This window comes from Streptomyces sp. NPDC004542 (assembly GCF_040610035.1).
Taxonomy (GTDB): Bacteria; Actinomycetota; Actinomycetes; order Streptomycetales; family Streptomycetaceae; genus Streptomyces.
The window spans coordinates 1-25,818 of record NZ_JBEXLP010000099.1; the positions used below are offsets into that span (position 1 = coordinate 1).

The following is a 25,818-nucleotide window of genomic DNA, read 5'->3' on the forward strand; positions in this document are numbered from 1 at the left end:
GGCCGCGCCCTCCGGCACCGCCGCCGTCAGCAGCGTCAGCGTCGACGGCGCCAGCACCGCCGCGCCCAGCCCCTGCGCGGCGCGGGCCAGCAGCAGCTGCCACCCCTGCTGGGCCAGCCCGCCGCCCAGCGAGGCCAGCGTGAACAGTCCGAGCCCGACGAGGAACATCCGCTTGCGCCCGTACAGGTCACCGGCCCGCCCGCCCAGCAGCATGAACCCGGCGAAGGCGATGGCGTAGGCGTTCACGACCCATTGCAGGCCGGCCTCGCTCAGTCGGAGGTCGGCGCGCATCGAGGGCAGCGCCACGTTCACCACGGACACGTCGAGTACGACCAGGAACTGCCCGGCACAGGCGAGCGCCACCACCAGCCAGGTGGGGGGCGTGGTCCGGCGGGGTATGGGGGGTGCGTCGGCTTCGAGCATGGGTGTCATGCTCTCAATGCGGCTACGGTCCTTGCATCGGCATTTCGCCGTAGCCGTACCCGTACCCGGGGCGTACGACCCGCGCCGCCGACGACCCGTCAGATACCCATGATGAGGTCAAGAAATCGTTAGAGGCTCGAAGCAACGGAATAGTTGCCTGTGCATACGAGGTTGACCAGGCACTTATCTCACTGGAGGCCTCACTCAATGACGCACACGACGCCCGACCGGCCCGCCCGGAGAGCGAGCGGCGCAGTGGTCCCGGTGCTCGCCTTCGCGGGCATCGTGGTCGCGGTGATGCAGACCCTGCTCGTCCCGGTCATCAAGGACCTGCCGCAACTGCTGGACACCGCCCCCAGCAACGCCACCTGGGTGCTGACCTCGACCCTCCTGTCGGGCGCCGTGGCCACGCCGATCATGGGCCGGCTCGGCGACCTGTACGGCAAGCGGCGCATGCTGATACTCAGCCTCGCCGTCATGGTGGCCGGCGCCCTGGTCAGCGCGCTCACCAGCCAGCTGCTCACCATGATCGTCGGCCGTACCCTCCAGGGCTTCGCGATGGGCGCGATCCCGCTCGGCATCGGCCTGATGCGCGACATGCTGCCGCGCGAGAGGCTCGGTTCGGCGATGGCGCTGATGAGCTCCTCGATCGGCGTCGGCGGCGGCCTCGCGCTGCCCGCCGCGGCCGTCGTCGCCCAGCACACCGACTGGCACGCCCTGTTCTACGGCGCCGCCGGCCTCGGCGTGCTCTCCATCGCCCTCACCCTCCTCGTCGTACCGGAGTCCCCGATGCGTGCCGAGGGCTCCTTCGACCTGCTGGGCGCGCTCGGCCTGTCCACCGGTCTCGTCCTCTTCCTGCTGCCGATCACCAAGGGCAGCGACTGGGGCTGGACCTCGGGCACCACGCTCGGCCTGTTCGCCGCCTCCGCGGCCGTGCTCGTCCTGTGGGGCGTGATGGAGCTGCGCGTGGCGGCCCCGCTGGTGGACCTGCGCACCACGGCCCGGCCCGCCGTGCTCTTCACCAACCTCGCCTCGATCATGGTCGGCGTCTCGTTCTACGTCGTCTCCCTGGTCCTGCCGCAGCTGCTCCAGCTGCCCAGGGCCACCGGCTACGGCCTCGGCCAGTCGATGGTCGTCGCGGGTCTGCTCGTCGCGCCCCTCGGCCTGACGATGATGTTCACCGCGCCCGTCTACGCCCGGCTGTCCGCGAAGTACGGCCCCAAGGTCACCCTGATCCTCGGCATGCTGATCATCGGGATCGGCTACGGCGCGGGGCTCGGCCTGATGAGCGCCCCCTGGCAGAGCCTGGTCATCGCGGTGATCCTGGGCGCCGGCATCGGCCTGGCCTACTCCTCGCTGCCCGCGCTGATCGTCGGCGCGGTCCCGGCCTCGGAGACCGGCGCGGCCAACGGCCTCAACACGCTGATGCGCTCCATCGGCACCTCGGTCTCCAGCGCCGTCATCGGCATGGTGCTGGCCAACACCGCGAACGACGTCGGCGGCGTCGCGGTCCCGACCATGCACGGCTTCCGCGTCTCCTTCCTGATCGCGACCGGCGCGGTGGCCGTCGGCCTGCTCATGGCCCTGTTCCTGCCCAAGCCCGACCGTGCGCCGCAGCTGCGCGCCAGCAGCGAGGAGGAGGCCAACCTGGCGCGCGCCGAGGAGGTCCTGGAGGCGCTGCGGGGCTTCCGCGGCCGGGTCCTGGACGCCGACGGCGCCCCGGTCGCCCGCGCCAAGGTGACCCTGATCGACCGGCGGGGCCGCCAGGCGGGCGCCACCCTCTCCCTTCAGGACGGCAGTTACGCCCTCGCGGTCCCCGCCGAGGGCGCCTACGTGCTGGCCGCGAAGGCCACCGGCCACGGCCCGCACGCCTCGTCCGCGACCCACTCGGGCGACGCACGGCCGGTCGAACTGGACCTGGCCCTGCCGGGCGAGACGGTCGACGCGTAGCGCTCCGCGGGACACCGCGCGGCACAGGCCGGCGTCCGCGGCGCCGTAGTGGCTGGTCGCGCGGTTCCCCCGCGCCCCTTCGGGGGCGCCCGCCCCCGTACCCCCGGTCGCCTCGGCGGCAGGGGGTACGGCACCATGGGCGCCCACACCCGCGTACGACCGAGAGGGAACCCCATGCCCGCGGCACCCAAGCCCGAGATCCTGGCCGCGTTCGAGGCGGCGAAGGGGTTCATGCCCGTGGACGAGGGCCTCGCGCTGTACGCGGCGGCCACGGAGGCGGGCCGGCTGGGGCTGCCGCTGCTGGAGGTGGGGACGTACTGCGGACGCTCGACGATCCTGCTCGCGGACGCGGCCCGGCAGGCCGGGGTCACCGCGCTCACCGTCGACCACCACCGGGGCAGCGAGGAGCAGCAGCCGGGCTGGGAGTACCACGACCCGGAGACGGTCGACCCCGAGACCGGCCTGATGGACACGCTGCCCACGTTCCGCAGGACGCTGCACAAGGCAGGCCTGGAGGAGCACGTGGTGGCGCTGGTCGGCCGCTCCCCGCAGATCGCCGCGTTCTGGAACTCCCCGCTCGGCCTGGTCTTCGTCGACGGCGGCCACACCGACGAGCACGCGGGCGCCGACTACGAGGGCTGGGCCCCCCAGGTCGCCGAGGGCGGCCTGCTCGTCATCCACGACGTGTTCCCGGACCCGGTGGACGAGTTCACCGGGCAGGCCCCCTACCGCGTCTACCTCCGGGCCCTGGAGTCGGGGGAGTTCACGGAGGTCTCGGTGACGGGTTCGCTGCGGGTGCTGCGGCGGACGCGGGCGCGGACCGCGCGGTGAGGTGCCTGATCGGCGTCGGCGTGCACCTGGTGGGGCCGGAGGTCGCCGGGTGGTTCGTCGTCAGCGGCCGCTGACCGGCAGCGACCGCTGACCGGCAGCGGCCTCCGACCGGCACCGGCCGTCACGGCGGCCCCAGGACGCCACCCGCCCGGGCCACTTGCGGCACGTGGGCACCGGGAACGGCCGCTAGGGTGGCAGACGTGTCGTACGTAGGCCCGGACTTCGATCCCCCGCAGCCGCGCCGGTCCCGGCGCGGCCCGCTGACCGTCGCGCTCGCCGCGCTGGTGCCCGGCGCCCTGCTGGGCTGGCTGGTGTACGAGGCGGTGGGCGACCCCGGCGGCTCCGGGCGGGCGGCCCCCGCCTCGAGCTCGGCGTCCGTCTCGCGCCCGCTCTCCGCGTCGCCGCCGGACTCCCCCACGGACGACGGGAAGGTGAGCCCCACGGCCCCGGCCACGGCGTCCGGTACGCCCTCGGCCTCCGCGCCGCCCGCCGCCTCCGGCCCGCTCCAGGGCAAGGTCGTCGTCCTCGACCCGGGGCACAACCCGGGCAACTTCCGGCACACCGCCGAGATCAACCGCCAGGTGGACATCGGCACCAACTCCAAGGAGTGCGACACCACTGGCACGTCCACCGACGCCGGATACACGGAGGCCCGGTTCACGCTGGACGTCGCCCACCGGCTGCGCACGATCCTGGAGCAGCAGGGCGCCACGGTGAAGCTGACCCACGACGGCGACTCCCCGCCCTGGGGCCCGTGCGTGGACGAACGCGCCCGGATCGGCAACGACGCGCACGCGGACGCGGCCGTCTCCCTCCACGCCGACGGGTCCGCCCAGGGCAACCGCGGCTTCCACGTCATCCTCCCGGCGTCCGTCCACGCGGGCGCCGCCGACACCCGCCCGATCGTCGCCTCCTCCCGGTCCCTGGGCGAGCGGATCGCGGGCAACTTCGTACGGGTCACGGGGGAGCCGCCGTCCAACTACATCGGCGACGGCACCGGTCTCGTCACACGTAAGGACCTGGGCGGTCTCAATCTGTCAACAGTTCCCAAGGTGTTCATCGAGTGCGGCAACATGCGCGATAGCAAGGACGCGGCACTGCTCACCAGCGGCGCCTGGCGGCAGAAGGCGGCGCAGGGGATCTCTGAGGGAATCGTGAGTTTCCTGCGCGGGTAGTGACCGGCGGTCGGTCCCGGGGTACGGCCTGATCGTTCGAACGATAGTGTTCGTCCGATCAGGGGCCATCCCCGCTACGCCTCTGCCGACGACGAGACGACCTGCAAAGGACCCGAAGTGAATATCCGCTCCCTCACTCGAGGCGACGGCGTGGTGATCGGAGCAGCGGTGTTGCTCTTCATCGCGTCCTTCCTCTCCTTCTACTCCTACTCCGTCGCGGGCTACTCGGACAGCAAGAGCGCGTGGGGTGTCGACCTCGGAACGGGCCTCGGCACGTACATGGGTGCCGTCATCGGTGCCGCCCTCATCGTCCTCGACCGCTGCCTGCCGCAGCAGCGCAAGGTGGCCGGTCTGGACCTGGGCATGGTCGGCACGGGCTTCGCGATCCTGTCCGCCTGGACCCTCTTCTGGACGCTGGTGGACCTGCCCGACGGCGTCGACGCCGGCGCCGGTCTCATCCTCGGTCTGATCGCCGCCCTCGCCCTCACCGGCGGCGCCGTCGCCACCCCACTGGTCCCCGCCCTCCAGACCGGCCTCATCCCGCCCCCCAAGCCCGCCGCCCCGCAGCCCTACGGCGCCCAGCCCCCCGGCGGCTACGGCTACCCGGGCGCGCCGCAGCAGCCGTACGGTGCTCAGCCGCAGCCGGGTCAGCCCTTCGGGCAGCAGCCGGGCGCGCAGCCCCAGGCCGCGCAGCCGCAGGCCCAGCCGGCCGCGGACTTCTCGCCGTTCTGGTTCGCCGTGCCGGTGCCGCGCCCGCTGTTCGCGGAGGACGGCTCGCAGGCGCCCATCGCCGAACTGGCGCCGGGCACCTGGTACCTGGCGGTCGAGCAGCGCGGCGCCCACCTGGTCGCGCAGACCCAGGACGGCCGCCGTGGGGTGCTGCAGGACACCTCCGGGATCCAGCGCGGCTGACCCCGCCCGTGAGCGTCGCGTACGGCCCCTCGCTCTTCCGGGCGGGGGGCCGTTGCCGTACAGTCGCAGCTCGCCACGTCACTGACGCCTCGTCAGATCGGAGGGTGACATGCGGCTCGGTCTCGCGCTCGGTTACTGGGGCCGCGGCCCCTCCCCCGACCACGTGGCACTGGCGCGGGAGGCCGAGCGGCTCGGCTACCACTCCGTGTGGACGGCGGAGTCCTGGGGCTCGGACGCCTTCACGCCGCTGACCTGGATCGCCGCGCAGACCTCGAGGATCAGGCTCGGCACGGCGGTCGCCCAGATGGCCGCCCGCTCCCCCACGGCCACCGCCATGCACGCGCTCACCCTGGACCACCTGTCCGGCGGGCGCGTCATGCTGGGGCTCGGGCTGTCGGGGCCGCAGGTGGTGGAGGGCTGGTACGGCCGTCCGTTCCCGGCCTCGCCGCTGACCGCGACCCGGGAGTACGTGGACGTCGTACGGCAGGTGCTGCGGCGCCAGGCGCCGGTGGAGCTGGCCGGACGCTTCCACTCCCACCCCTACCGGGGCCCGGACGGCACGGGCCTCGGCAAGGCACTCAAGCCCATCACCCACCCCCTGCGCCCGGACCTGCCCATCCTCCTCGGCGCGGAGGGCCCGAAGAACGTCGCCCAGACGACGCGCATCGCGGACGGCTGGCTGCCGCTGTACTGGGCGCCGAACCGCCCCGAGGTCTACGGGCCCGCGCTGGCCGGCCTGCGGGAGGACTTCCTCGTCGCCCCCATGGCCCAGGTGCGGGTCTGCGACGACGTGGCCGAGGGCCTGCTCCCGGTGAAGATCATGCTCGGCTTCTACATCGGCGGCATGGGCCACGCGGCCCGCAACTTCCACGCCGACCTGATGGCGCGCATGGGCTACGAGGAGGAGGCCCGCCGCATCCAGGACCTGTTCCTCTCCGGCCGCCGCGAGGAGGCCGTCCGGGCCGTCCCGGACGCGTTCGCCGACGAGATCTCCCTGGTCGGCCCGCTGAGACGCATCGCGGAGCGCCTGGAGTCGTGGCGCAAGGGCCCGGTGACGGACCTGCTGGCGCTGTCACCGGATCCGCATGCGCTGCGGGTGCTGGCGGAGCTGAACTCCTAGGCGGTTGCGGCGGTTTCAACCGGGCGCGCCGGGCCAGACGGAGAGTATGTCTCGATATCGCAGTGGCAACTCCGCCGGTACGGTCGTCGCGGTGGTCGCGGACATCATGGCCGTGATCCTCGGACTGTGGATCCTGATGTACCTGCTGGACGCGAACCGGGCCAACGACCTGGTCCGGTTCGTCCACGGCGCGGCCGACTGGCTGGCCGGCTGGTCGCGTGACCTGTTCACCTTCGACAGGGCCTGGGCGCGCGTCGTCTTCGGCTACGGCCTGGCCGCCGTGGTCTACCTCTTCATCGGCCACGCCGTGGCCCACCGCCTGCACCGCCACTGAGCCCTCCGGGGGGTACGCGGATGACACGGTCCCGGGCCGGCTCGAAGGGCACCCACGGCCACCGTGCCCCATCGCGGCAAGGTCCCGGCCCCCCGGACGGCCGGTGGCGATCCCCGCCGACCGGTCCGGGCCCACCGGACCCCACCACCGCGCGGCGGCACGGGCCGCTGCCCCGACCGGCTGCGGGCGGACCGGCCACGCGCCCCCGGATGTCCCTGATCGCAACCTGAGGCCCGGGGGCGGCCCCGGAAGGCGAGGCGCTCTCGGCCGGGCCTGGGCCCGCGGCATCGCCGGCCACGGCCCGGCCGCCGTGGTCTGCCTCTTCGTGGCCACGCCACCGCCGACCGCACGCACCGGCACCGCCCCCTCCGGGGCACGCCGGCCGTAGGACAGCGGGACGGCGCAAGGGGCCCCGCACGTCACCGCCCCCCCCGATCGGGCACGCGCCCCCGGCACGGGGACCGCCATCCCGCACGGCCACGGCCCGGCCGCGGGCCCACCGGCCACACGCCCCGGGGCCCGGGCCCGTGTGCCGTCGAACCGCCGGACGGCTAACCGCAGCAGTCCGGGTCCAGCCCCCGCGGCAGGTGTTCGCCGCCGAAGACGGCGCAGGTCGCCTCGTGGCCGCCGAGGGCGGCGACGGCGAGGAGCAGGGAGCCCGCGGTCCAGGTGGTGAGTTCGCGGGGCCAGACGGCGTCGTCGTCGAAGACGTAGCCGGTCCAGTACAGGCCGGTGTCGGGGTCGCGCAGGTGCTGGATGGACTGGAGGATCTCCAGCGCGCGGTCGGACTCGCCCATCGCCCAGAGGGCCAAGGCGAGTTCGGCGGACTCGCCGCCCGTCACCCAGGGGTTGGGGACGACGCAGCGGACGCCGAGGCCGGGGACGACGAAGCGGTCCCAGTCGGCCTCGATGCGTTCCTTCGCCTCCGTGCCGGTCAGGGCGCCGCCCAGGACCGGGTAGTACCAGTCCATCGAGTAGCGGTCCTTGTTCAGGAAGCGCTCCGGGTGCCGGCGGATCGCGTGGCGCAGCGCGCCGACCGCCAACTCCCAGTCGGGCTGGGGCTCTTCGTGCTGGTCGGCGATGGCGAGGGCGCACCGCAGCGCGTGGTGGACGGAGGAACTGCCGGTCAGCAGCGCGTCCGCCGTGCCGGTGCCGTCGTCGTCGCGCCGCCAGCCGATCTGCCCGCCGGGCTGCTGGGAGCGCAGCACCCACTCCATCGCCGCGTACACACAGGGCCACATGCGGTCCAGGAACGTGTCGTCGCCGGTGGAGAGGTAGTGGTGCCAGACGCCGACGGCTATGTAGGCGACGAAGTTCGTCTCCCGGGCCCGGTCCGTGACGTCGTCGTGCGCCCCGTCCGCGTAGGCCGCGTACCAGGAGCCGTCCTCGTTCTGGTGCCGGGCCAGCCAGGTGTACGCCCGCTCGGCTGCCTCGTGTTCGCCGGCCGCGTCCAGGGCCATGGCCGCCTCGGTGTGGTCCCAGGGGTCGAGGTGGTGGCCCCGGAACCACGGGATCGCGCCGTCCTCCCGCTGCACGGCGAGGATGCCGCGTACGGTCACGGCGGCCTGCTCGGCGGTGAGGACCCCGGGCAGGACGAGGTGCTCTGTCCGGGGCGTCGTCACTTGGCGTCCACCCGGGGGAGGTGCGGCTTGGTCGCGTAGGCCACGAAGCTCTTGCCGATGAGCGGATTCAGCGCCTGCTCGGCGACCCGGGTGGCGAGGGGCTTCTTCATGATGTCCCAGACCAGCAGCTTGTGGTACGCCCGCACGGGCAGCGCCTTGTCGTTGTCGACGCCGAACGCGCACTTCAGCCACCAGTACGGGGAGTGCAGGGCGTGGGCGTGGTGGGTGCCGTACGGCTCCAGGCCGGCCTCGCGGATCTTCGCCAGCAGTTCGTCGGCCCGGTAGATGCGGATGTGGCCGCCCTCGACCTCGTGGTAGGCGTCGGACAGCGCCCAGCAGACCTTCTCGGGGCCGTAGCGCGGGACGGTGACGGCGATCCGGCCGCCAGGCTTCAGCACCCGGACCATTTCCGCCAGTACGCCCTTGTCGTCGGGGATGTGCTCCATCACCTCGGAGATGATGACGACATCGAAGGACTCGTCCGGGAAGGGCAGCGCGAGGGCGTCCCCCTCCATGGCGGTGGCGGTCGCGCCCGCGGGGGCCTCACCCGCCTCCTTCATCGCCGCGAACCACTTGGCGACCTCGCGGATCTCCTCGGCGTTCTGGTCGAGGGCCACGACCTGCGCGCCGCGCCGGTAGCACTCGAAGGCGTGCCGGCCGGCCCCGCAGCCGAGATCCAGGACACGGTCGCCCGGGGCGAGCGGGAACCGGGAGAAGTCGACGGTCAGCACGTGGCCCTGCTTTCGGAGTAGACGCCTGTTGCGGCCGCGGGGCGGCCCGGATTCCCGGCCCTGGTACGGCCGATGGCCTCGCGGTACCGGGCCACCGTGCCCTCGGCGGCCCGCGCCCAGGTGAACCGCTGGAGCACCCGCTCGCGCCCGGCCGCGCCGAGTCGCGCACGCAGTCCGGGGTCGCCGAGCAGCCGGCCCAGCCCGGCGGCCAGCGCCCCCGCGTCGCCGGGCGGCACGGCCAGGCAGGTCTCCCCGTCTGGCCCGGCGACCTCGGGGATCGCGCCGCCGGTGGTGGCGACCAGCGGGGTGCCGGTGGCCATGGCCTCGGCGGCCGGCAGGGAGAAGCCCTCGTACAGCGACGGCACGCAGGCGACCTCGGCCGAGCGGACCAGGTCGACCAGTTCGGCGTCGGAGATGCCCTTCACGAACTCGACGGCGCCGTCCAGGCCGTACCGCTCGATGGCCTGGGCGACGGGTCCGTCCTCGGCGCGCTTGCCGACGACGACGAGGTGGGCGTCCGGATGCTCGGTGCGCACCTTGGCGAGCGCCTCGACGAGGAAGACCAGGCCCTTGAGCGGTACGTCCGCGCTGGAGGTGGTGACGATCCGGCCGGGCACGACGGGCACCGCCGGATTCGGCGAGAAGAGGTCGGTGTCGGCGCCGATGTGGACGACGTGGATCCGGTCGTCGCGGACGCCGAGGTGGTCGACGATCTCCTGGCGGGAGGTGCCGGAGACGGTGAGCACGGAGGGCAGCCGGCGGGCGACGCGCTTCTGCATACGGGTGAAGGCGTACCAGCGGCGGACCGCGTAGCGGCGCCGCCGGCCGTCCGCGGCGTCCAGCTCCAACTGCCGGTCCACCGTTATGGGGTGGTGGATGGTGGTGACCAGGGGGGCGCCGATGTCGCCCAGCAGGCCGTAGCCGAGGGTCTGGTTGTCGTGCACGACGTCGAACCGGCCGCGGCGGGCGCGCAGATGGCGGCGGGCGCGCAGGGAGAAGGTGAGGGGTTCCGGGAACCCGCCGGTCCACATGGTGGCGACCTCGAGCGCGTCGATCCAGTCGCGGTACTCGTCGCGGCCCGGGGTGCGGAAGGGGTCGGGCTGGCGGTACAGGTCGAGGCTGGGCAGCTCGGTCAGGCTGAGCCGGCCGGCGTGATCCTCGGCCTCGTCCAGGACGGGGTACGGCTGGGAGCCGATGACCTCCACCCGGTGGCCGAGGCGGGCCAGCTCGCGGGAGAGGTGCCGTACGTAGACGCCCTGACCGCCGCAGAACGGGTTCCCTTTGTAGGTGAGGAGCGCGATGTCGAGCGGTCGCTCGCCGTCGGCGGCGGGGTCCTCCGTGGCACCCGCCCCCCTGGCCTCAGCGGTCACTCCGGGCCCCCTTCTCCCTGCTCTGTCCCGCGAGACTACGTCGGGACGCTAATCTAGAACAAGTTTCAGACTTGATCGTTCAAGAGCCTCTGAATCTACCGGCAGGTAGGGGTGCGGGCAGCAGTGGATCAGGTGATTCGCGCCACGGCCGGGCCCCTGCCATGCTGGGTGATCACTCGCCCTCACCGGCCGCCTCACCGACTGTCACGGAACGGGACCGATGCCCGCGCACGCCAAGGAATCCAGTACCGCGCACCCCGCCTCCGCCCCTCTGACGGAGCGGCAGGAGGCCCGGCGCCGCCGGATCCTGCACGCCAGCGCACAGCTGGCCAGCCGGGGCGGTTTCGACGCGGTGCAGATGCGGGAGGTCGCCGAGTCCTCCCAGGTGGCGCTCGGCACGCTGTACCGCTACTTCCCGTCGAAGGTGCACCTGCTGGTCGCCACGATGCAGGACCAGCTGGAGCACATGCACGGCACGCTGCGGAAGAAGCCCCCGGCGGGCGAGACGGCGGCCGAGCGGGTGGCGGAGACCCTGATGCGGGCCTTCCGCGCGCTCCAGCGCGAGCCGCACCTCGCCGACGCCATGGTCCGCGCGCTCACCTTCGCCGACCGCAGCGTCTCGCCCGAGGTCGACCAGGTCTCCCGGCAGACCACGGCGATCATCCTGGACGCGATGGGGCTGGACGACCCGACCCCCGAGCAGCTCTCCGCCGTCCGGGTGATCGAGCACACCTGGCACTCGGCGCTGATCACCTGGCTGTCGGGCCGCGCCTCCATCGCCCAGGTCAAGATCGACATCGAGACGGTGTGCCGCCTGATCGACCTGACGGAGCCGGCGCGGGGCGGGGCGTCCCGCCGCCGAGACCGAGGCTGAGGCTGGGGCTGGGGCTGGGCTGGGGCTGGGGCTGGGGCGCCGGCCGAGTGGCCGTCCGGACGCGTGAGCGCACACGAAAGACCTACGAGACGGGTTCCCTTCGCCGGCATTGTCCGGATCAGGTGATGGGGGTCGCCTTCCGGCCTGACCGCTGCCATCCGGCCTCTCAGACCGACCGTCGATGTCGGCCCCGGCGGATGCCGAATCGCTTCGGCGTCGCGCCAAAGTCGGCTACTCCGGTCGGACTCCCTCACTCGTCCCGTAGGCTCTTTCAGGATAATCCGTGCAGTGCCGGATGGAACCCCCCAAAGAGGATTTTTTTCGCGCGCTCCTCCCGCGCACTCCTCCCGCGCACTCCTCCCGCGCGCTCCTCCCGCGCACTCCTCCCGCGCGCTCCTCCCGCGCACTCCTCCCGCGCACTCCTGCCGCTCACTCCTCCGGCGGGAAGACCGCCTCCCCGCTGCCCGCCAGCGTGATCGAGATGGCCTCGACGGGGCAGTTCTCGGCCGCCGCCAGCGCCTTCTCGTTCGCGTCGGTGTCCGCCTCGACGGGGTGGGACTGCCGGGCGGTGTCGAGGCGGAAGCCGCCGGGGGCGTGGTGGAGGCACTGGGCGGAGCCGATGCAGACGGAGCGGTCGACCTCGATGTGCCAGCGGTCGCCCGCCCCCACGCTCGAATCCGCTCGCGCGGGAGTCACCCCCATCACCTCAGCCCTCCCAGCCGGCCGGCAGGTGGATCATCTTGTGCTCCAGGTACTCGCCGTACCCCTCGGGCCCGAACTCCCGCCCCAGCCCGGAGTTCTTGTAGCCGCCGAACGGGCCGAGCATGTCGAGGCTGAAGGTGTTGACCGAGTAGGTGCCGGTGCGGACCTGCCGGGCGACCTCGATGCCGTGCTCGACGTCCGAGGTCCACACGCTGCCGGAGAGGCCGTAGTCCGAGTCGTTCGCGATCTTCACAGCCTCGGCCTCGTCGCCGTAGGGCAGGAGGCAGATCACCGGGCCGAAGATCTCCTCACGGGCGATGCGCATGGAGTTGTCGACGTCGCCGAAGAGGGTCGGCTCGACGTACCAGCCGCGCTCCAGCCCGGCCGGCCGCCCGCCACCGGTGAGGATCTTGGCGCCCTCCTCCTGGCCGATGCGGATGTAGTCGAGGTTCCTGCGCTGCTGCCGTTCGGCCACCAGCGGGCCCACCTGGGTGGCCGGGTCGAGCGGGTCGCCGACCGTGAGCGCGGCCGCCGCCCGGGCGAAGGCGTCGGCGAACTCGTCGTAGCGGGAGCGGGGCACGAGGATGCGGGACTGGGCGACGCAGGCCTGGCCGTTGTTCATCCAGGCCGCCGGGACGATACCCGCGACCGAGGCCGCCACGTCCGCGTCGGGCAGGACGACCGCCGCCGACTTGCCGCCCAGTTCCAGCGTCACCCGCGTGAGGTTGCGGGCGGCGACCTCCATCACGCGCCTGCCGGCCGCGACCGAGCCGGTGAAGGAGACCTTGTCGATGCCGGGGTGCCCGACCAGGTACTCGCTGACCTCGCGGTCGGCCGGGAGGATGGACAGCACGCCGTCCGGCAGCCCGGCCTCCTTGGCGATCTCGCCGAGGAGGTAGGCGTCCAGCGGCGACTCGGGCGACGGCTTGAGCACCACCGTGCAGCCGGTGAGCAGCGCGGGCGCGAGCTTGGCGGCGGCGACGAACTGGGGGACGTTCCAGGGGACGACGGCCGCGACGACGCCGACCGGCTCGCGGCGGACGAGGAGCTTCCCGAGGACCCCGTCGCGGGTCTCCTCGTACGTGAAGTCCCGCGCGACCCTGATCGCCGCGTCCCACACCATCATCGCGCCGAGGGCCTGCGCGAGGACGCTCCAGGAGTACGGTGAGCCGTTCTCGGCGGAGATGACGCGGGCGATCTCCTCGTGGCGGGCGGCGATCGCGTCCTTGATGCGGCCGACGACCTCGATCCGCTCCCCGAGCGGCGTACGCGGCCAGGGCCCTTCGTCGAAGGCGCGGCGCGCCACGGCGACGGCCCGGTCCACGTCCGCGCGCGAGGCGTGCGGCACCCGTCCGATGACCTCCTCGGTGTGCGGGGAGACGACCTCGATGACGTCCTTGCCCAGAGGGTCGGTCAACTCCCCGCCGATGAACAGCTGTCCGTGTTCCACGAGCTCGGTCATGGCCGACTGCCTCCCGCGCTACCAAATCTGACGCCGTTTCAGAAACTGATATCAGTTCTGGTCGAACTAGGCCAGACCCGGTCGGCAGCCCGGGAATCAGTTCGCGAAGACGGCCACCCCGAACCAACGTAGGAGCGGTGGTCACGCCCCGCATTCCAGGTGCTCCCCATCGGTGACGGGCCCCCTCTGGTGAAACGAGTTCTAGTTATAGTGGGCAGCGGTCGCGGGAGACGGCCGGGGCGGGACGGGCGGAGGACGGATGGCGAAGACGTTCGAGCACGGCGGCGGCGTACGGTCCATAGCGGTCCCGATCCCGGACAACCCGCTGGGTCACACGCTGGTGTACGTGGTCGACACCGACCGGGGCCCGGTGCTGATCGACACCGGCTGGGACGACCCGGCGTCCTGGGACACCCTGGTGGCGGGGCTGGCGGCCCTCGGCACCGCGGTCACCGAGATCCACGGTGTGGTCATCACCCACCACCACCCCGACCACCACGGGCTGTCCGGGCGGGTGCGGGAGGCCTCCGGCGCGTGGCTCGCGATGCACGCGGCCGACGCGGCGATCGTCCGCCGGGCCCGGCGGACCGACCCCGGGCGCTGGTACACCTATATGGCCGCCAAGCTCACCGCCGCCGGAGCGCCCGAGGAGCACGTGGCCCCCCTGCGCGGCGGCCGCCGCCGTGCCGTGCCCGGCCTCTCCCCCGCCCTCCCCGACCGCGAGATCGTCCCCGGCGAACTCCTCGACCTCCCCGGCCGCCGCCTGCGCGCCCTGTGGACGCCGGGCCACACCCCGGGCCACGTCTGCCTGCACCTGGAGGAGGCCCATCCGGCCCGGCTGCCCGGCCACGGCCGCCTCTTCTCCGGCGACCACCTGCTCCCCGGGATCACCCCGCACATCGGGCTGTACGAGGACCCCGACGACGATGGGGGCGCCCCCGCGCGAGCGAAGCCGAGCGTGGGGGAGGTCACCGATCCCCTCGGCGACTACCTGGCCTCGCTGGAGCGGATCGGCGCACTCGACCCCGCCGAGATCCTGCCGGCCCACCAGCACGCCTTCACCGACGCCCCGTCCCGGGTCCGGGACCTGCTCGCCCACCACGAGGCCCGCCTCACCGGCCTGCTCTCCCTCCTCGCCGAGCCCCTCACCCCCTGGCAGCTGGCCGAGCGGATGGAGTGGAACCGGCCCTGGGAGCAGATCCCGTACGGTTCGCGGACCATCGCGGTGTCGGAGGCGGAGGCCCATCTGCGGAGACTGGTGAAGCTGGGGCGGGCGGAGGCGGTGGCGGAGGGCGAGCCGGTGGCCTACGCGGCCGTGTAATCCGGTCGTCCCGCCCCCCGCGAACCGGCGAGGCTCTCGCCGCCCCCGTACGCCCCGGCCGTCCGGCCGGAACACGGCAGTCTCCCGAACGGTCTCTTCACCGGCCCCTCATCGGTCTCTCCGTCCGCGCCGCGGACGGGACCCCGGCCACCGCACAGCCGTCCCGCCCGGCCACCCGCCCGCGCCCCGGCCCACAGCCGCCTCTCAGCCCCCGGATACCGCCGGGTAGAGTGACCGGGTCGTCATCACCCGTACGGGGGGAAGCCGGTGCAATTCCGGCGCTGACCCGCAACCGTGAGCCGTCCTTCGACGGTGAGCCGGACCACCCCGCACGGGACGTTGACCGGCTCACGCGCGCGGCGGCCCGCCGCGCACGGCACCGTCGAGGTCTACGGAGCCGAGCCGCCCGGGGTCCTCCCGTGCTGCCCGCGCTCCCCCGCAGGGAGAGGCAGTACCCGACCATGAACGTCCGCCGGAACGTCCGCCGCGGCGCCGCGGCTCTCGCCGCCGTCGGCGTCATAGCCGCGGCCGCGCCCGCCACGGCCGCGTCCCCGTCGCCCTCCCCGTCGACGGCGCTCCCGTCCGGGCTGTACGGCGGCACGGACCCGAAGTACGACGGGGTGTGGCGGCAGTCCCTCGCGCTGCTCGCCCAGCGCACGGTCGGTGTCCGGCCCGCCGCCGAGGCCGTCGACTGGCTGGCCGGGCAGCAGTGCGCCGACGGCGGCTTCCCCGCCTACCGCCCGGATCCCGCCACGTCGTGCGAGAAGACCAAGGCCCAGGCCGACACCAACAGCACGGCCGCCGCCGTGCAGGCCCTGAAGGCGCTCGGCGAGCACGACGGCGAGGTCCACAAGGCGGCCGTCTGGCTGAAGAAGGCGCAGAACAAGGACGGCGGCTGGGGGTACACGCCGGGCTCGCCCAGCGACACCAACTCCACCTCCGTCGTCGTCGGCGCGCTCGCGGCGGCCGGCGAGGACCCCCTCCACCTGCGCACCGGGACCAGGACCCCGGCCGACCTGCTCGCCACGTGGTCCATCCCCTGCGACGAGGACGGCGGCGGCGCCCTCGCCTACCAGCCGGACAAGAAGGGCGGACTGGCGGCCAACGCGGACGCGACGGCGGCCGGGGTGCTGGGCGCGCTCGGCAAGGGCTTCGTGACGACGGCCGCGAAGGCCCCGGAGGAGGGCTACGCCTGCGCCGACTCGGACAAGCCGCTCACCCCGCGGGAGATCGCCGGCAACGGCGCCGCCTACCTGGCGGACGAGATGCACGACAGCGGCCACCTCACCTCCGCCCTCCCCGGCGCCAAGGACCAGCCCGACTACGGCAACACCGCCGACGCGGTCGTCGCCCTGGCCGCGCGGGGCTGGACGAAGCAGGCGCACAAGCCGTACGCCTGGCTGGAGAAGAACGCCGCGCGGTGGGCGAAGCAGAGCGGCCCCGCCGCCTACGCCCAACTGATCCTCACCGCGCACGCGATGGGCGCCGACCCGCGTCACTTCGGCGGTACGGACCTGGTGCGGGCCCTCGGCGCGACCGGACCCGCGCCGCGGACGGCGACGGCCCGGGCCACCGGCGGCGAGACCGAGCCGGCCGGGCACGACTCGGGGACGAGCCTGTGGTGGATCGTCGGCACCGGCCTCGTCGCGGGCATCGGCATCGGCTTCCTGCTCAGCGGCCGCCGCCGGAGGCAGCAGCCGTGACCGCCGTCCGCCGTGCCGGGGCACTGCTCCTGGCCGTGTTCCTGTGCGTGGCGGCGGCCGGGCAGGCCGAGGCCGCCGGCTACCGCTACTGGTCCTTCTGGGAGCACACCGGCGGCCACTGGACGTACGCCACCCAGGGCCCGTCGACGGCGCGTCCCGCCGACGGCGACGTCCAGGGCTTCCGGTTCGCGGTGAGCGAGGACTCCGCCGACGCCACGCGTCCGCGCGGCACCGCGGACTTCGACGCGATCTGCGCCCGGACGCCCGCTCAGGCGGGCCGGAAGCGGGTGGCCCTCGTCCTCGACTTCGGCACGGCCGCGGACGCCCCGGCCGGCGAGACACCGCCCGCCCGCCGGACGGCCTGCGCGGCGGTCCCGGCCGACGGGACGACGGCGGACGCGCTGGCCGCCGCGGCCGGCCCGCTCCGCTACGACGCCAACGCGCTGCTGTGTGCGATCGCCGGGTATCCGCGCAAGGGGTGCGGGGAGCAGGTGGCGGCCGGGAAGCCGGACGCCGGGACGGACGGGAAGCCGGACCGGAGCGAGCCGGCGCACGGTCCTTCGGTGGGCCTGCCGGTGGGCGTGGGCGCGGTCGTGCTCCTGGGTACGGCGGCGATATGGCGGGCTCGGCGCCGTGGCCGCGCGTAACGTCCCCGCGCTGCACCCCGGCGCCTGGTGGCTGTGGTCCCTCGGCCTGGGCACCGCGGCCACCCGCACCACCAACCCCCTGCTCCTCGCCCTGCTGGTGGCGGCCTCGGCCTACGTCGTGGCCACCCACCGCGGCACCGCCCCCTGGGCCCGTTCCTACGGTGCCTTCGCCCGGCTCGCCCTCGCCGTCCTGCTCATCCGCCTCGTCTTCGCGGTGGTGCTCGGCTCCCCGATCCCCGGCACGCACGTGCTCGTCAGCCTCCCCGAGGTCCCGCTGCCCCACTGGGCGCAGGGCATCCGTCTGGGCGGCGAAGTGACCGCCGAGGGAGTGCTGTTCGCGGTGTACGACGGCCTGAAGCTGGCCACGCTGCTGGTCTGCGTCGGCGCGGCGAACGCCCTCGCCAACCCGGCCCGGCTGCTCAAGTCCCTGCCCGGCGCGCTGTACGAGGCGGGGGTGGCCGTGGTCGTCGCCCTCACCTTCGCGCCGCACCTGATCGCCGACGTCGGACGGCTGCGGGCCGCCCGCCGGCTGCGCGGCCGCCCGGACCGGGGCCTGCGCGGCCTGCTCCAGGTCGGACTGCCGGTACTGGAGGGCGCGTTGGAGCGGTCCGTCGCGCTCGCCGCCGCGATGGACGCCCGCGGTTACGGCCGCAGCGCCGACGTCCCCGCCCGGATCCGCCGTACGACCGCCGCCCTCACCCTGGGCGGCCTGCTCGGCATCTGCGCGGGCACGTACGGCCTGCTCACCGCCGAAGGCGGCACGTACGGGCTGCCGGTCCTCCTGGCCTCGGTCGCCGCGGCCCTCGTGGGCCTGCGCCTCGGGGGCCGCCGTACCCTGCGCACCCGCTACCGCCCGGACGCCTGGGACGCGCGCGCCTGGCTGGTCGCCGGGTCCGGCGCGGCGGTCGCCGCCCTGCTGGCCCTCGCCGCCGTGCACGACCCCGACGCCCTGCACCCCGGGGTCGTACCGCTGAGCGCGCCCCGGCTTCCGCTCTGGCCGGCGGCCGCCGTACTCCTCGCCCTGCTCCCCGCCTTCGTCGTCCCCGCGGCCCCCGGGGACCCGGACCCCAAGGAGTCGCCGTGATCCGTTTCGAGGACGTCTCCGTGACGTACGACGGGGCGGCCGAACCGACCGTCCGCGGTGTGGACTTCGAGGTGCCCGAGGGTGAACTCGTGCTGCTCGCGGGCCCGTCGGGCGTGGGCAAGTCCACCGTGCTGGGCGCGGTCGGCGGGCTGGTGCCGCACTTCACCGGCGGCACCCTGCGCGGCCGGGTGACGGTCGCCGGCCGGGACACCCGTACCCACAAGCCGCGTGAACTCGCCGACGTGGTGGGCACGGTGGGCCAGGACCCGCTCGCGCACTTCGTGACGGACACCGTGGAGGACGAACTCGCCTACGGGATGGAGTCCTTGGGCCTCGCACCGGAGGTGATGCGGCGGCGCGTCGAGGAGACCCTCGACCTGCTCGGCCTGGCCGGTCTGCGGGACCGGCCCCTCGCGGGCCTCTCCGGCGGCCAGCGGCAGCGGGTCGCCATCGGCTCCGTCCTCACCCCGCACCCCAGGGTCCTCGTCCTCGACGAGCCGACCTCGGCGCTCGACCCGGCCGCCGCGGAGGAGGTCCTCGCCGTCCTCCAGCGGCTCGTGCACGACCTCGGGACGACGGTCCTGCTGGCCGAGCACCGGCTGGAGCGCGTCGTCCAGTACGCCGACCGGGTCGTGCTCCTGCCCGCACCCGGCGCCGCCCCGGTCCTCGGCACCCCGGCCGAGGTGATGGCCGTCTCCCCGGTGTACCCGCCGGTGGTCGACCTGGGCCGGCTGGCGGGCTGGTCCCCGCTGCCGCTGACGGTACGGGACGCGCGCCGCCGGGCGGGCGGACTCCGGGACCGGCTGGCCGGGCGGGACGCGCCCACCGACACGCAGCCGGCCCCCGACACGCAGCCGCCCCCCGACGCGCCGCCGCCCGCCACGGCCCCCGCTCCCCCGCCGCCCGCTGCCCGCAGGCACCTGTTCCGGCGCGCCCCCGAGCGGGCCGCGGCGCCTCCCACGGCAGCCGAGGTCCGCTCCCTGGCCGTCCGCCGGGGCGGCGTCGAAGCGCTGCGGCACGTGGACCTCACGGTCGCCCCCGGCGAGACGGTCGCCCTCATGGGCCGCAACGGCGCCGGGAAGTCCACCCTCCTGTCCGCGCTGGTGGGCCTCGTCACCCCGTCCGCCGGGTCGGTGCACGTCGGCGGAGCCGTCCCGCACCGCACCCCGCCGCGCGAGCTGGTGCGCCGGGCCGGTCTGGTGCCGCAGGAACCGCGGGACCTGCTGTACGCCGACACGGTCGGCGCGGAGTGCGCGGCGGCCGACCGGGACGCGGGGGCCGCGCCGGGCACCTGCCGGGCACTGGTGTCCCGGCTGCTGCCGGGCATCGGCGACGACACGCATCCGCGCGATCTCTCCGAGGGGCAGAGACTGGCGCTCGCCCTGGCCGTCGTGCTGGCCGCCCGTCCGCCGCTGCTCCTGCTGGACGAGCCGACCCGGGGCCTGGACTACGCGGCGAAGGCCCGCCTGGTCGCGGTGTTGCGCGGCCTCGCGGCCGAGGGGCACGCGATCGTGCTGGCCACGCACGACGTGGAACTGGCGGCCGAGATCGCCCACCGGGTCGTGCTGCTCGCCGACGGCGAGGTGATCGCCGACGGCCCGACGGCCGACATCGTCGTCTCCTCCCCGTCCTTCGCCCCCCAGGTCACCAAGATCCTCGCCCCGCAGCGCTGGCTCACGGTCGCCCAGGTCCGGGAGGCGCTCGCATGACCCGCCGCCCCCGTCCCGTCCTCCTCGGCCCCCGCTCCACGGCCGCCCTCGTCCTGGTCGGCGCGGTCGGCGTGGTCGCCTTCGGCTGGCCCTTCCTCGCCCCGCCCACCTCGCAGCTCGGCGCGCACGCGCAGGACGCCCCCTGGCTCTTCGCCGGGCTGCTCGGGCTGCTCGTCGCCGTCGTCGCCGCGACGATCTCCGAGTCCGGTCTCGGGCCGAAGGCCGTGGCCATGCTGGGGGTGCTGGCCGCGACCGGCGCCGCGCTGCGGCCGATCGGCGCGGGCACCGCGGGCGTCGAGCCGATGTTCTTCCTCATGGTGCTCAGCGGGCGTGTCCTCGGCCCGGGCTTCGGCTTCGTCCTCGGCTCGGTCACCATGTTCGCGTCCGCCCTGCTCACCGGCGGGGTGGGCCCCTGGATGCCGTTCCAGATGCTCGCCATGGGGTGGTTCACGATGGGCGCGGGCCTGCTGCCGGGCCCGGACCGGCTGCGCGGCCGGGCCGAACTCGCGCTGCTGGCCGCCTACGGCTGCCTGGCCGCGTTCGCCTACGGCACGGTGATGAACCTGGCGGGCTGGCCCTTCATGAGCGCGCTGGCCTCCGGCATCGCCTTCGACCCGCACGCCGCCGTCCCCGCGAACCTGGCCCGCTTCCTCGCGTACTGCCTGGCCACCTCCCTCGGCTGGGACCTGGGCCGGGCGGTGTGCACGGTCGTACTGACCCTGACGCTCGGCCCGGCGGTCCTCAGGGCACTGCGCCGGGCCACGCGCCGGGCCGCGTTCGAGACCGCGGTCACCTTCGACACGTCCTCCCGGTGACGCTCGGCGACCCCTCGCCCACCGTGCGTCGGCCCGATCGTGAAGCACCCCACATGACGCAGGTCACCTACGACGCCACACCGTAGCGACATGTGCCCGATATGTCCGCAGCCGCACCCCTCCCGACCTGCGCCGTGCGACCCAGCTCACACCTCGGACTTACCTCCTGGATCCGGCCGCAACTAGTAAAGGGGGGCATTGCGGACACGTTTCGGGCCTGTTTCTCTGGAGCGGTCGCCAGGCGCCGACGCACCCCACGGGTCGCGGCGCCGACGTACGCACCGCACAGCCCCGCACCGCGTGGTTCCGGAACGCGTCCGGCGCTCCCTGTCCCCGTCGCGAAGAGGTTCTCCGTGTCCGTCTCCTTCATCCGTCGCATCGCTTCCCCGAAGAAGGCCCTCACCGCCGCCACCGTGGCCGCCGCCACCGCCGGCCTGGTCCTGACCTCGGCCCCGGCCCACGCCGCGACCACCGTCGCACCCGCCCAGGCCCAGTCGATCGCGCACAAGATGATCCCGGACGCCGCGCAGTACGACGCGTTCAACAACATCGTGAAGCGGGAGAGCGGCTGGAACGTGGCCGCGACCAACTCCTCCTCCGGCGCCTACGGCCTGGTCCAGGCCCTGCCGGCCTCGAAGATGGCCTCGGCCGGCGCCGACTGGAAGACCAACCCCGCCACCCAGATCAAGTGGGGCCTGGACTACATGAAGTCCCGCTACGGCAGCCCCGCCGCCGCCTGGAAGTTCTGGCAGGCCAACGGCTGGTACTGAGCCCTTCCGGTCCAGCACACGCGCGCACCCCCGCCCACGTCGGCGGGGGTGCGCGCGTACGCCCGGACACCACCCCTCGGCGGCCGCACGGCCCACCTGCGCCTGGCCGACGGCGGCGGCGAGGGAGCCCAAGCCCGGCGTCACAACCGAACCTTGGGCCCCCTCGTCCCCCACGGGCAGCCGGTCCCTCGAAATCGATCCTTCAGGCAGCTCCGCGGCTACTGCGGCTACTGCTCCTCAGCGGACAGTCGTCGCACCTCGAAGTGGAAGCATCCGTATTCCAGCGCCCTGACGTGCACGAGCACCACGTCCGGGTCGTTGAACGCATCGTCGAAGGCCGCATCGAAGCCGGCCGTGGCGTCGGCCGGAATCTCCAGAAGGCGGCCACCTGCGATATGGCCCCGGGCGTCATAGCGGCGCACGGTACGCAGGGCGCCCGGCCGGGTGAAGGGGTAGTTCTCACCGGGGGTGAACCCACCGCAGTCATCGGCGTGGATGAAGACGGGGCCCTGTTCGTCGTACGCGCCCGGATCTGCACCCTTCGCAGCGGCCCAACGACGCAACGGGGCGTACGAAACAAGGGCAATCCGCTCGCCGAGTGTGAGGGGGCGCAGGCAGCAGCGCAGCGGGGAACCCACGTCGTCGCGGGTCGCGATGTACGGGGCGCAGGGACGGCCCGCGTCATCGGCAACCCGCAATTCCTTGAGGGCGACGGTGTCAACGGGGAGCACGGTGTACCTGGTCATGTGCCCATGCTGGCCCGACGCACGTGCGTTCGCTGGCAGGAAACGGACGTCACGTTGGTGTACGCCTACGCAGGAGACTGACCGTCGGCACTGACGGCGCCAACACTCCCACCCAGGTGCTGGTCGGCCGCGGAGGTCACCTCGACGTCTTCGTCTGCCGGGCCGACCCCACCCACGAGCACCGGTCCAGCCTCCAGTGAAGCTCCATCACTCCCGGCTGACCGCTTGCCGAGCGCGCTCGGCGTGCTGAGCTGAACGGCGAGCAGGGCGTGCCGGGACGGCGGCCGTCCGGAAAGGGCCGGCCCGGTCCGCGGGGCACAGGCGGACGTGGGCGTCCAGGCCGCCGCCCGGTGCCGCGTGCAGGGTGATGTCTCCGCCGGAGGCCCGCACGAGGTGGCGGACGATCGGCAGGCCCAGGCCGGTGCCGTCGTGAGGGGAGTCGGCCGCACGCCAGAAGCGGTCGAAGGCCCGCTCCCGGTCGGACTGCGGCATGCCGGGGCCCTGGTCGATGACGTGCAGATCGGCCGCAGGAGCACGGGCCAGGGTGATGCTCGTGCCCGGCGGGGAGAAGCGCAGCGCGTTGGCGACCAGGTTGTCGATGATCTGCTCCACCGCCCCCGGGATCGCCCACACCCGGCCGACCGCCGGTCCGGTGAGCGTGATGGTGACCTGTTGCTCGGCGGCGAGGGGCGCCCACATGGCCGCCCGCTCGGCGAGGACGCCGTCCGCGTCCACGGGTTCGGGGGTGGTCGCGGCGTTCTCCAGACGGGCCAGGGCGAGCAGGCCGTGGACCATGCGGCTGAGACGTTCGACCTCTCCGATCGTCTCGTCCAGGCTCGGATGGGCGCGTGGGTCGAGATAGGGCTCGAAGTTCTCCAGCCGCAGCCGCAGCGCGGTCAGCGGGGTCTTGAGCTGGTGGGACGCCTCGGAGGCGAAGCCCTGCTGGGCCTGGAGCAGGTGTTGCAGGCGCGCGGCGGTATGGGTGAACGCGGCAGCCAGACGGCGCAGTTCGGGAGGTCCGCTGCCGGCGTCGGGCGGGTTGTCCAGGCGGCCTTCGGCGAGCTGGGTGGTGGCGCGTTCCAGCGTGCGCAGGGGCCGGGTGATCCAGCGGGCCAGGGCGAACGCCACCAGCGCCACGGCAGCCAGGATGCCGGCGCCGGCCACGGCGAGAACCGCCCAGATACGGTGCTCCCGGTCGGTGACCATGGTCATCGGACAGGTCACCCGCAGCGCACCGCGGACGGTGGTGCCGGAAGAGCCGGGCATCGTCACCGCGAGCACATCGGCGCCGTCGGCGCCCGTACGGGTGGCGACGGTGGCCCGGTTCCGCAGGGCGGTGGCGATGTCCGGCTCGGCCGCCAGCGAGGTACCCGTGGTGACGGAACCGGCGGAGTCGGTGAGGACCCGGCCCGTGCGGTCGACGACCACGACACGGGCGCCGGCGTTGTCCTCGACGTACTCCCCGGCCAGTTCGGGCAGGGCCCTGAGGTTGCCCTTCTCGATGTTCTCCTCGGCGACCTCGGCGAGCATCGAGGCGTCGCGTTCGACGCCCTGGGAGAAGCGGGATTCCTCCCCCCGGGCGTACAGGTAGCCGAGCGGGATCTCCAGCACCAGCAGCACCAGCAGGGCCAGCGCGAGGTAGCTGAACACCAGGCGCCGGGTCACGACGCTCCCTCGGCCGGCCCCGCCTCGCCCGGCACGGTGAGCCGGAAGCCCACACCACGCGCCGTGATGATCCAGGCGGGATCGCCCAGCTTGCGGCGCAGCGCCGCGACGTGTGCGTCGAGGGTCTTGGTGGGGCCGAAGAAGTGCGGGTCCCACACCGTGTCCATGATCTGCTGGCGGGAACGCACGGCCCCGGGATCCTCCGCGAGGTGGGCGAGCAGGTCGAACTCCCGCGGGGACAACTGGATTTCGCAACCCTCCACGCGCACCTGCCGGGTGCGGCGGTCGATCTCCAGCGGACCCAGCCGCTGCGCCACGGCTGCCGACGCGGATACCGGCGTCCCCCCGGCCGCAGGCCCGTGCGCTGCCTGCGGCACCGCTTGCAGCGCACCGGTGCGGCGGGTGACCGCCCGGATGCGGGCGACCAGCTCCCGCACGCCGAACGGCTTGGCGAGGTAGTCGTCCGCGCCCAGCTCCAGTCCCACGACCCGGTCGGCTTCCTCCCCCCGGGCGGTGATCATGATGATGGGGATCCCGGACCGGGCGCGCAGCGTGCGGCAGACGTCCAGGCCGTCCATGTCCGGCAGCCCGAGATCGAGCAGGACCAGATCCGGAGCCGCCACACGGTCCGCGAGGCCGGCGGCACCGGTACGCGCCCGGTCGACCGTGAACCCGTACCGGCCGAGCCCTTCGGTAAGGGGCCCGGCGATCCGGTCGTCGTCTTCTATCAACAGCAGCCGCATGGCGACAGGCTCGCACAACCGTGCGGCCGGAGCCGGAGCGTTCATCACAGAGCGGGGAAGGAACGTCAGCCCTCGTCCTCCTCGGTGCCCTCCTGCTTGGTGCCGGTCACCTTGTAGCTCTTGTCCAGGTAGACCTCGACCGACGTGCCGTCCGCCTTCTTGACCTCCACGGCGAGCATGCCGGGCTTCTCCCTGTCCTCCTCGGACTTCACCACCGTGCCCGGGTACTGGGCCAGCGCCGCCGCCTCCGCCTTCTGCTTGACCTCACCGGTCAGCGGCGTCTCCTTCTCCTCACCGGCCTCGTCCTCCCCCGTCGCCTGGACGCCCCCGGCACTCTGAGCCGACTGCTGGGTGTCCGCGGCCTTCGAGTCGCCGGAGCCGGAGTCGGACCCTCCCCCACAGGCCACCAGGGAGAACATCAGCACGGCGGCGGGGGCGGCGAGCAGGGCACGACGGGGAAAAGCACGCATCAGGCGTCTCCAGAACACTCGGGTTCCGGTGGTCCGTGAGACCGGATCACCGGGGGACGCACCCGACCCTAGGAACTCGCCCTCCAGAGCACGGCCGGCAAAGGACAGCAACAGACCAGCAAACCGCCAATCTTTCCCAGCAGTCACAGGACAGCAGGTCACACGCGGTCGGCGCCGCACTCGAACCAGACCGTCTTCCCGCCCCCGGTCACGGGCTCCACCCCCCACTTCCCCACCACGGCGTCGAGCAGCAGCAGCCCCCGCCCGCCTTCCGCGTCCGGCGTCAACTCGTCCGGGACGCAGGGCAGTCGCGGGCACCCGTCCGTCACCTCCACCCGCACGCCCGCCGCCTGCCGCAGCAGCACCAGCGCGCAGCGGCGGTCCGGGACATGCCGTACGACGTTGGCGACCAGCTCGGTCACGGCCAGCTGCACCGCCTCCGTCAGCTCGGCCAACTCCCATTCGTCCAGGCACGACCGGACGATCCGGCGGATGTGCCGTGCCGAGTGCTCCCCGACGGTGAGGCTCATGCGGTACTGGGCCGGGCGGGAGCCCAGACCCACCAGGACGGGGGAAAGTAGTCGTTCACAGGACGAGGATGACCTCGCGTGACTACTCTCGGCTACCACATGGATACAA

General features: G+C 73.7%; 25 protein-coding genes and 1 riboswitch. Of the genes, 14 read left to right on the top strand and 11 right to left on the bottom strand.

Annotation, left to right across the window (positions count from 1 at the left end):
• A partial coding sequence (locus ABZX30_RS32695) for an MFS transporter (RefSeq protein WP_355940340.1) occupies positions 1-432 on the bottom strand: 432 nt, incomplete at its 3' end.
• 198 nt (positions 433-630) lie between these two features.
• Here ABZX30_RS32695 and ABZX30_RS32700 point away from each other — a divergent pair.
• From ABZX30_RS32700 to ABZX30_RS32725, 6 genes are all read left to right on the top strand, one after another.
• On the top strand, positions 631-2,373 hold the full coding sequence (locus ABZX30_RS32700; RefSeq protein ID WP_355940343.1) for an MFS transporter: 1,743 nt from the start codon (positions 631-633) through the stop codon (positions 2,371-2,373).
• Positions 2,374-2,547: 174 nt separating this feature from the next.
• Positions 2,548-3,204 (top strand): class I SAM-dependent methyltransferase, encoded by a 657-nt coding sequence (locus ABZX30_RS32705; protein ID WP_355940346.1) that lies wholly within the window; start codon positions 2,548-2,550, stop codon positions 3,202-3,204.
• 200 nt (positions 3,205-3,404) lie between these two features.
• On the top strand, positions 3,405-4,379 hold the full coding sequence (locus ABZX30_RS32710; protein WP_355940349.1) for an N-acetylmuramoyl-L-alanine amidase: 975 nt from the start codon (positions 3,405-3,407) through the stop codon (positions 4,377-4,379).
• Positions 4,380-4,496: 117 nt separating this feature from the next.
• On the top strand, positions 4,497-5,291 hold the full coding sequence (locus ABZX30_RS32715) for a hypothetical protein (protein WP_355940352.1): 795 nt from the start codon (positions 4,497-4,499) through the stop codon (positions 5,289-5,291).
• 109 nt (positions 5,292-5,400) lie between these two features.
• Positions 5,401-6,411, top strand: coding sequence for an LLM class F420-dependent oxidoreductase (locus ABZX30_RS32720; protein ID WP_355940355.1), 1,011 nt, complete (start codon positions 5,401-5,403; stop codon positions 6,409-6,411).
• A gap of 46 nt (positions 6,412-6,457) precedes the next feature.
• On the top strand, positions 6,458-6,745 hold the full coding sequence (locus ABZX30_RS32725) for a hypothetical protein (protein ID WP_355940357.1): 288 nt from the start codon (positions 6,458-6,460) through the stop codon (positions 6,743-6,745).
• A gap of 551 nt (positions 6,746-7,296) precedes the next feature.
• Here the strand turns inward: ABZX30_RS32725 and ABZX30_RS32730 are convergent.
• Genes ABZX30_RS32730 through ABZX30_RS32740 form a run of 3 tightly spaced genes read right to left on the bottom strand, consistent with a single transcriptional unit; the run spans position 7,297 to position 10,468 of the window.
• Complete coding sequence (locus tag ABZX30_RS32730; protein WP_355940360.1) at positions 7,297-8,367, bottom strand: prenyltransferase/squalene oxidase repeat-containing protein; 1,071 nt, start codon at positions 8,365-8,367, stop codon at positions 7,297-7,299.
• On the bottom strand, positions 8,364-9,098 hold the full coding sequence (locus ABZX30_RS32735; protein WP_355940363.1) for a methyltransferase domain-containing protein: 735 nt from the start codon (positions 9,096-9,098) through the stop codon (positions 8,364-8,366). Before ABZX30_RS32735 ends, ABZX30_RS32730 begins: the two co-directional genes overlap by 4 nt.
• Positions 9,092-10,468, bottom strand: a complete 1,377-nt coding sequence (locus ABZX30_RS32740) for a glycosyltransferase family 4 protein (RefSeq protein WP_355940366.1) — start codon at positions 10,466-10,468, stop codon at positions 9,092-9,094. The genes ABZX30_RS32735 and ABZX30_RS32740 overlap by 7 nt, the downstream gene beginning before the upstream one ends.
• Before the next feature lie 220 nt (positions 10,469-10,688).
• On the opposite strand from ABZX30_RS32740, the gene ABZX30_RS32745 reads away from it, so the two are divergent.
• A complete protein-coding gene (locus tag ABZX30_RS32745) occupies positions 10,689-11,342 on the top strand; it encodes a TetR family transcriptional regulator (protein ID WP_355940368.1) in 654 nt (217 codons plus the stop codon).
• A gap of 429 nt (positions 11,343-11,771) precedes the next feature.
• Here ABZX30_RS32745 and ABZX30_RS32750 read toward each other — a convergent pair whose 3' ends face one another.
• Positions 11,772-12,044, bottom strand: a complete 273-nt coding sequence (locus ABZX30_RS32750) for a ferredoxin (RefSeq protein WP_355940370.1) — start codon at positions 12,042-12,044, stop codon at positions 11,772-11,774.
• A 4-nt stretch (positions 12,045-12,048) separates the two neighbouring features.
• Positions 12,049-13,506 (bottom strand): aldehyde dehydrogenase, encoded by a 1,458-nt coding sequence (locus ABZX30_RS32755; RefSeq protein ID WP_355940373.1) that lies wholly within the window; start codon positions 13,504-13,506, stop codon positions 12,049-12,051.
• Positions 13,507-13,765: 259 nt separating this feature from the next.
• Between ABZX30_RS32755 and ABZX30_RS32760 the strand changes: the two genes are divergently transcribed.
• From ABZX30_RS32760 to ABZX30_RS32790, 7 genes are all read left to right on the top strand, one after another.
• Entirely contained in the window at positions 13,766-14,827 is a 1,062-nt protein-coding gene (locus tag ABZX30_RS32760) for an MBL fold metallo-hydrolase (protein ID WP_355940375.1), read from the top strand.
• Positions 14,828-15,039: 212 nt separating this feature from the next.
• A riboswitch (cobalamin riboswitch) is annotated at positions 15,040-15,176 on the top strand.
• Between the two features lie 112 nt (positions 15,177-15,288).
• Positions 15,289-16,530 carry a prenyltransferase/squalene oxidase repeat-containing protein gene (locus ABZX30_RS32765; protein WP_355940377.1) on the top strand — a complete coding sequence of 414 codons (1,242 nt, stop codon included), beginning with the start codon at positions 15,289-15,291 and terminating at the stop codon, positions 16,528-16,530.
• The gene (locus ABZX30_RS32770) at positions 16,527-17,177 is read left to right on the top strand and encodes an SCO2322 family protein (protein WP_355940380.1); all 651 of its coding nucleotides are present in this window, start codon (positions 16,527-16,529) and stop codon (positions 17,175-17,177) included. The genes ABZX30_RS32765 and ABZX30_RS32770 overlap by 4 nt, the downstream gene beginning before the upstream one ends.
• A complete protein-coding gene (locus ABZX30_RS32775) occupies positions 17,164-18,261 on the top strand; it encodes a CbiQ family ECF transporter T component (protein WP_355940382.1) in 1,098 nt (365 codons plus the stop codon). Before ABZX30_RS32770 ends, ABZX30_RS32775 begins: the two co-directional genes overlap by 14 nt.
• The gene (locus ABZX30_RS32780) at positions 18,258-19,970 is read left to right on the top strand and encodes an ATP-binding cassette domain-containing protein (protein ID WP_355940385.1); all 1,713 of its coding nucleotides are present in this window, start codon (positions 18,258-18,260) and stop codon (positions 19,968-19,970) included. Before ABZX30_RS32775 ends, ABZX30_RS32780 begins: the two co-directional genes overlap by 4 nt.
• The gene (locus tag ABZX30_RS32785) at positions 19,967-20,785 is read left to right on the top strand and encodes an ECF transporter S component (RefSeq protein ID WP_355940388.1); all 819 of its coding nucleotides are present in this window, start codon (positions 19,967-19,969) and stop codon (positions 20,783-20,785) included. The genes ABZX30_RS32780 and ABZX30_RS32785 overlap by 4 nt, the downstream gene beginning before the upstream one ends.
• A 353-nt stretch (positions 20,786-21,138) precedes the next feature.
• Complete coding sequence (locus ABZX30_RS32790) at positions 21,139-21,555, top strand: transglycosylase SLT domain-containing protein (RefSeq protein WP_355940391.1); 417 nt, start codon at positions 21,139-21,141, stop codon at positions 21,553-21,555.
• A 227-nt stretch (positions 21,556-21,782) separates the two neighbouring features.
• On the opposite strand, the gene ABZX30_RS32795 is transcribed toward ABZX30_RS32790, so the two are convergent.
• From ABZX30_RS32795 to ABZX30_RS32815, 5 genes are all read right to left on the bottom strand, one after another.
• Positions 21,783-22,301, bottom strand: a complete 519-nt coding sequence (locus ABZX30_RS32795; RefSeq protein WP_355940394.1) for a DUF1203 domain-containing protein — start codon at positions 22,299-22,301, stop codon at positions 21,783-21,785.
• 207 nt (positions 22,302-22,508) lie between these two features.
• Positions 22,509-23,966: a HAMP domain-containing sensor histidine kinase gene (locus ABZX30_RS32800; RefSeq protein ID WP_355940397.1), complete on the bottom strand. Its 1,458-nt coding sequence runs from the start codon at positions 23,964-23,966 to the stop codon at positions 22,509-22,511.
• Positions 23,963-24,709 carry a response regulator transcription factor gene (locus ABZX30_RS32805; RefSeq protein ID WP_355940399.1) on the bottom strand — a complete coding sequence of 249 codons (747 nt, stop codon included), beginning with the start codon at positions 24,707-24,709 and terminating at the stop codon, positions 23,963-23,965. Before ABZX30_RS32805 ends, ABZX30_RS32800 begins: the two co-directional genes overlap by 4 nt.
• A 65-nt stretch (positions 24,710-24,774) precedes the next feature.
• Positions 24,775-25,179 carry a peptidase gene (locus ABZX30_RS32810; protein WP_355940402.1) on the bottom strand — a complete coding sequence of 135 codons (405 nt, stop codon included), beginning with the start codon at positions 25,177-25,179 and terminating at the stop codon, positions 24,775-24,777.
• Positions 25,180-25,337: 158 nt separating this feature from the next.
• Positions 25,338-25,709, bottom strand: a complete 372-nt coding sequence (locus ABZX30_RS32815; RefSeq protein ID WP_355940405.1) for an ATP-binding protein — start codon at positions 25,707-25,709, stop codon at positions 25,338-25,340.
• Positions 25,710-25,818 lie beyond the last annotated feature (109 nt).

Coding starts and splice junctions, on each gene's coding strand:
- ABZX30_RS32720 (WP_355940355.1), top strand. CDS start 5,401: ATGCGGCTCGGTCTCGCGCTCGGTTACTGGGGCCGCGGCCCCTCCCCC.
- ABZX30_RS32760 (WP_355940375.1), top strand. CDS start 13,766: ATGGCGAAGACGTTCGAGCACGGCGGCGGCGTACGGTCCATAGCGGTC.
- ABZX30_RS32750 (WP_355940370.1), bottom strand. CDS start 12,044: ATGGGGGTGACTCCCGCGCGAGCGGATTCGAGCGTGGGGGCGGGCGAC.
- ABZX30_RS32725 (WP_355940357.1), top strand. CDS start 6,458: ATGTCTCGATATCGCAGTGGCAACTCCGCCGGTACGGTCGTCGCGGTG.
- ABZX30_RS32810 (WP_355940402.1), bottom strand. CDS start 25,179: ATGCGTGCTTTTCCCCGTCGTGCCCTGCTCGCCGCCCCCGCCGCCGTG.
- ABZX30_RS32785 (WP_355940388.1), top strand. CDS start 19,967: ATGACCCGCCGCCCCCGTCCCGTCCTCCTCGGCCCCCGCTCCACGGCC.
- ABZX30_RS32795 (WP_355940394.1), bottom strand. CDS start 22,301: ATGACCAGGTACACCGTGCTCCCCGTTGACACCGTCGCCCTCAAGGAA.
- ABZX30_RS32745 (WP_355940368.1), top strand. CDS start 10,689: ATGCCCGCGCACGCCAAGGAATCCAGTACCGCGCACCCCGCCTCCGCC.
- ABZX30_RS32815 (WP_355940405.1), bottom strand. CDS start 25,709: ATGAGCCTCACCGTCGGGGAGCACTCGGCACGGCACATCCGCCGGATC.
- ABZX30_RS32765 (WP_355940377.1), top strand. CDS start 15,289: ATGAACGTCCGCCGGAACGTCCGCCGCGGCGCCGCGGCTCTCGCCGCC.
- ABZX30_RS32805 (WP_355940399.1), bottom strand. CDS start 24,709: ATGCGGCTGCTGTTGATAGAAGACGACGACCGGATCGCCGGGCCCCTT.
- ABZX30_RS32700 (WP_355940343.1), top strand. CDS start 631: ATGACGCACACGACGCCCGACCGGCCCGCCCGGAGAGCGAGCGGCGCA.
- ABZX30_RS32705 (WP_355940346.1), top strand. CDS start 2,548: ATGCCCGCGGCACCCAAGCCCGAGATCCTGGCCGCGTTCGAGGCGGCG.
- ABZX30_RS32755 (WP_355940373.1), bottom strand. CDS start 13,506: ATGACCGAGCTCGTGGAACACGGACAGCTGTTCATCGGCGGGGAGTTG.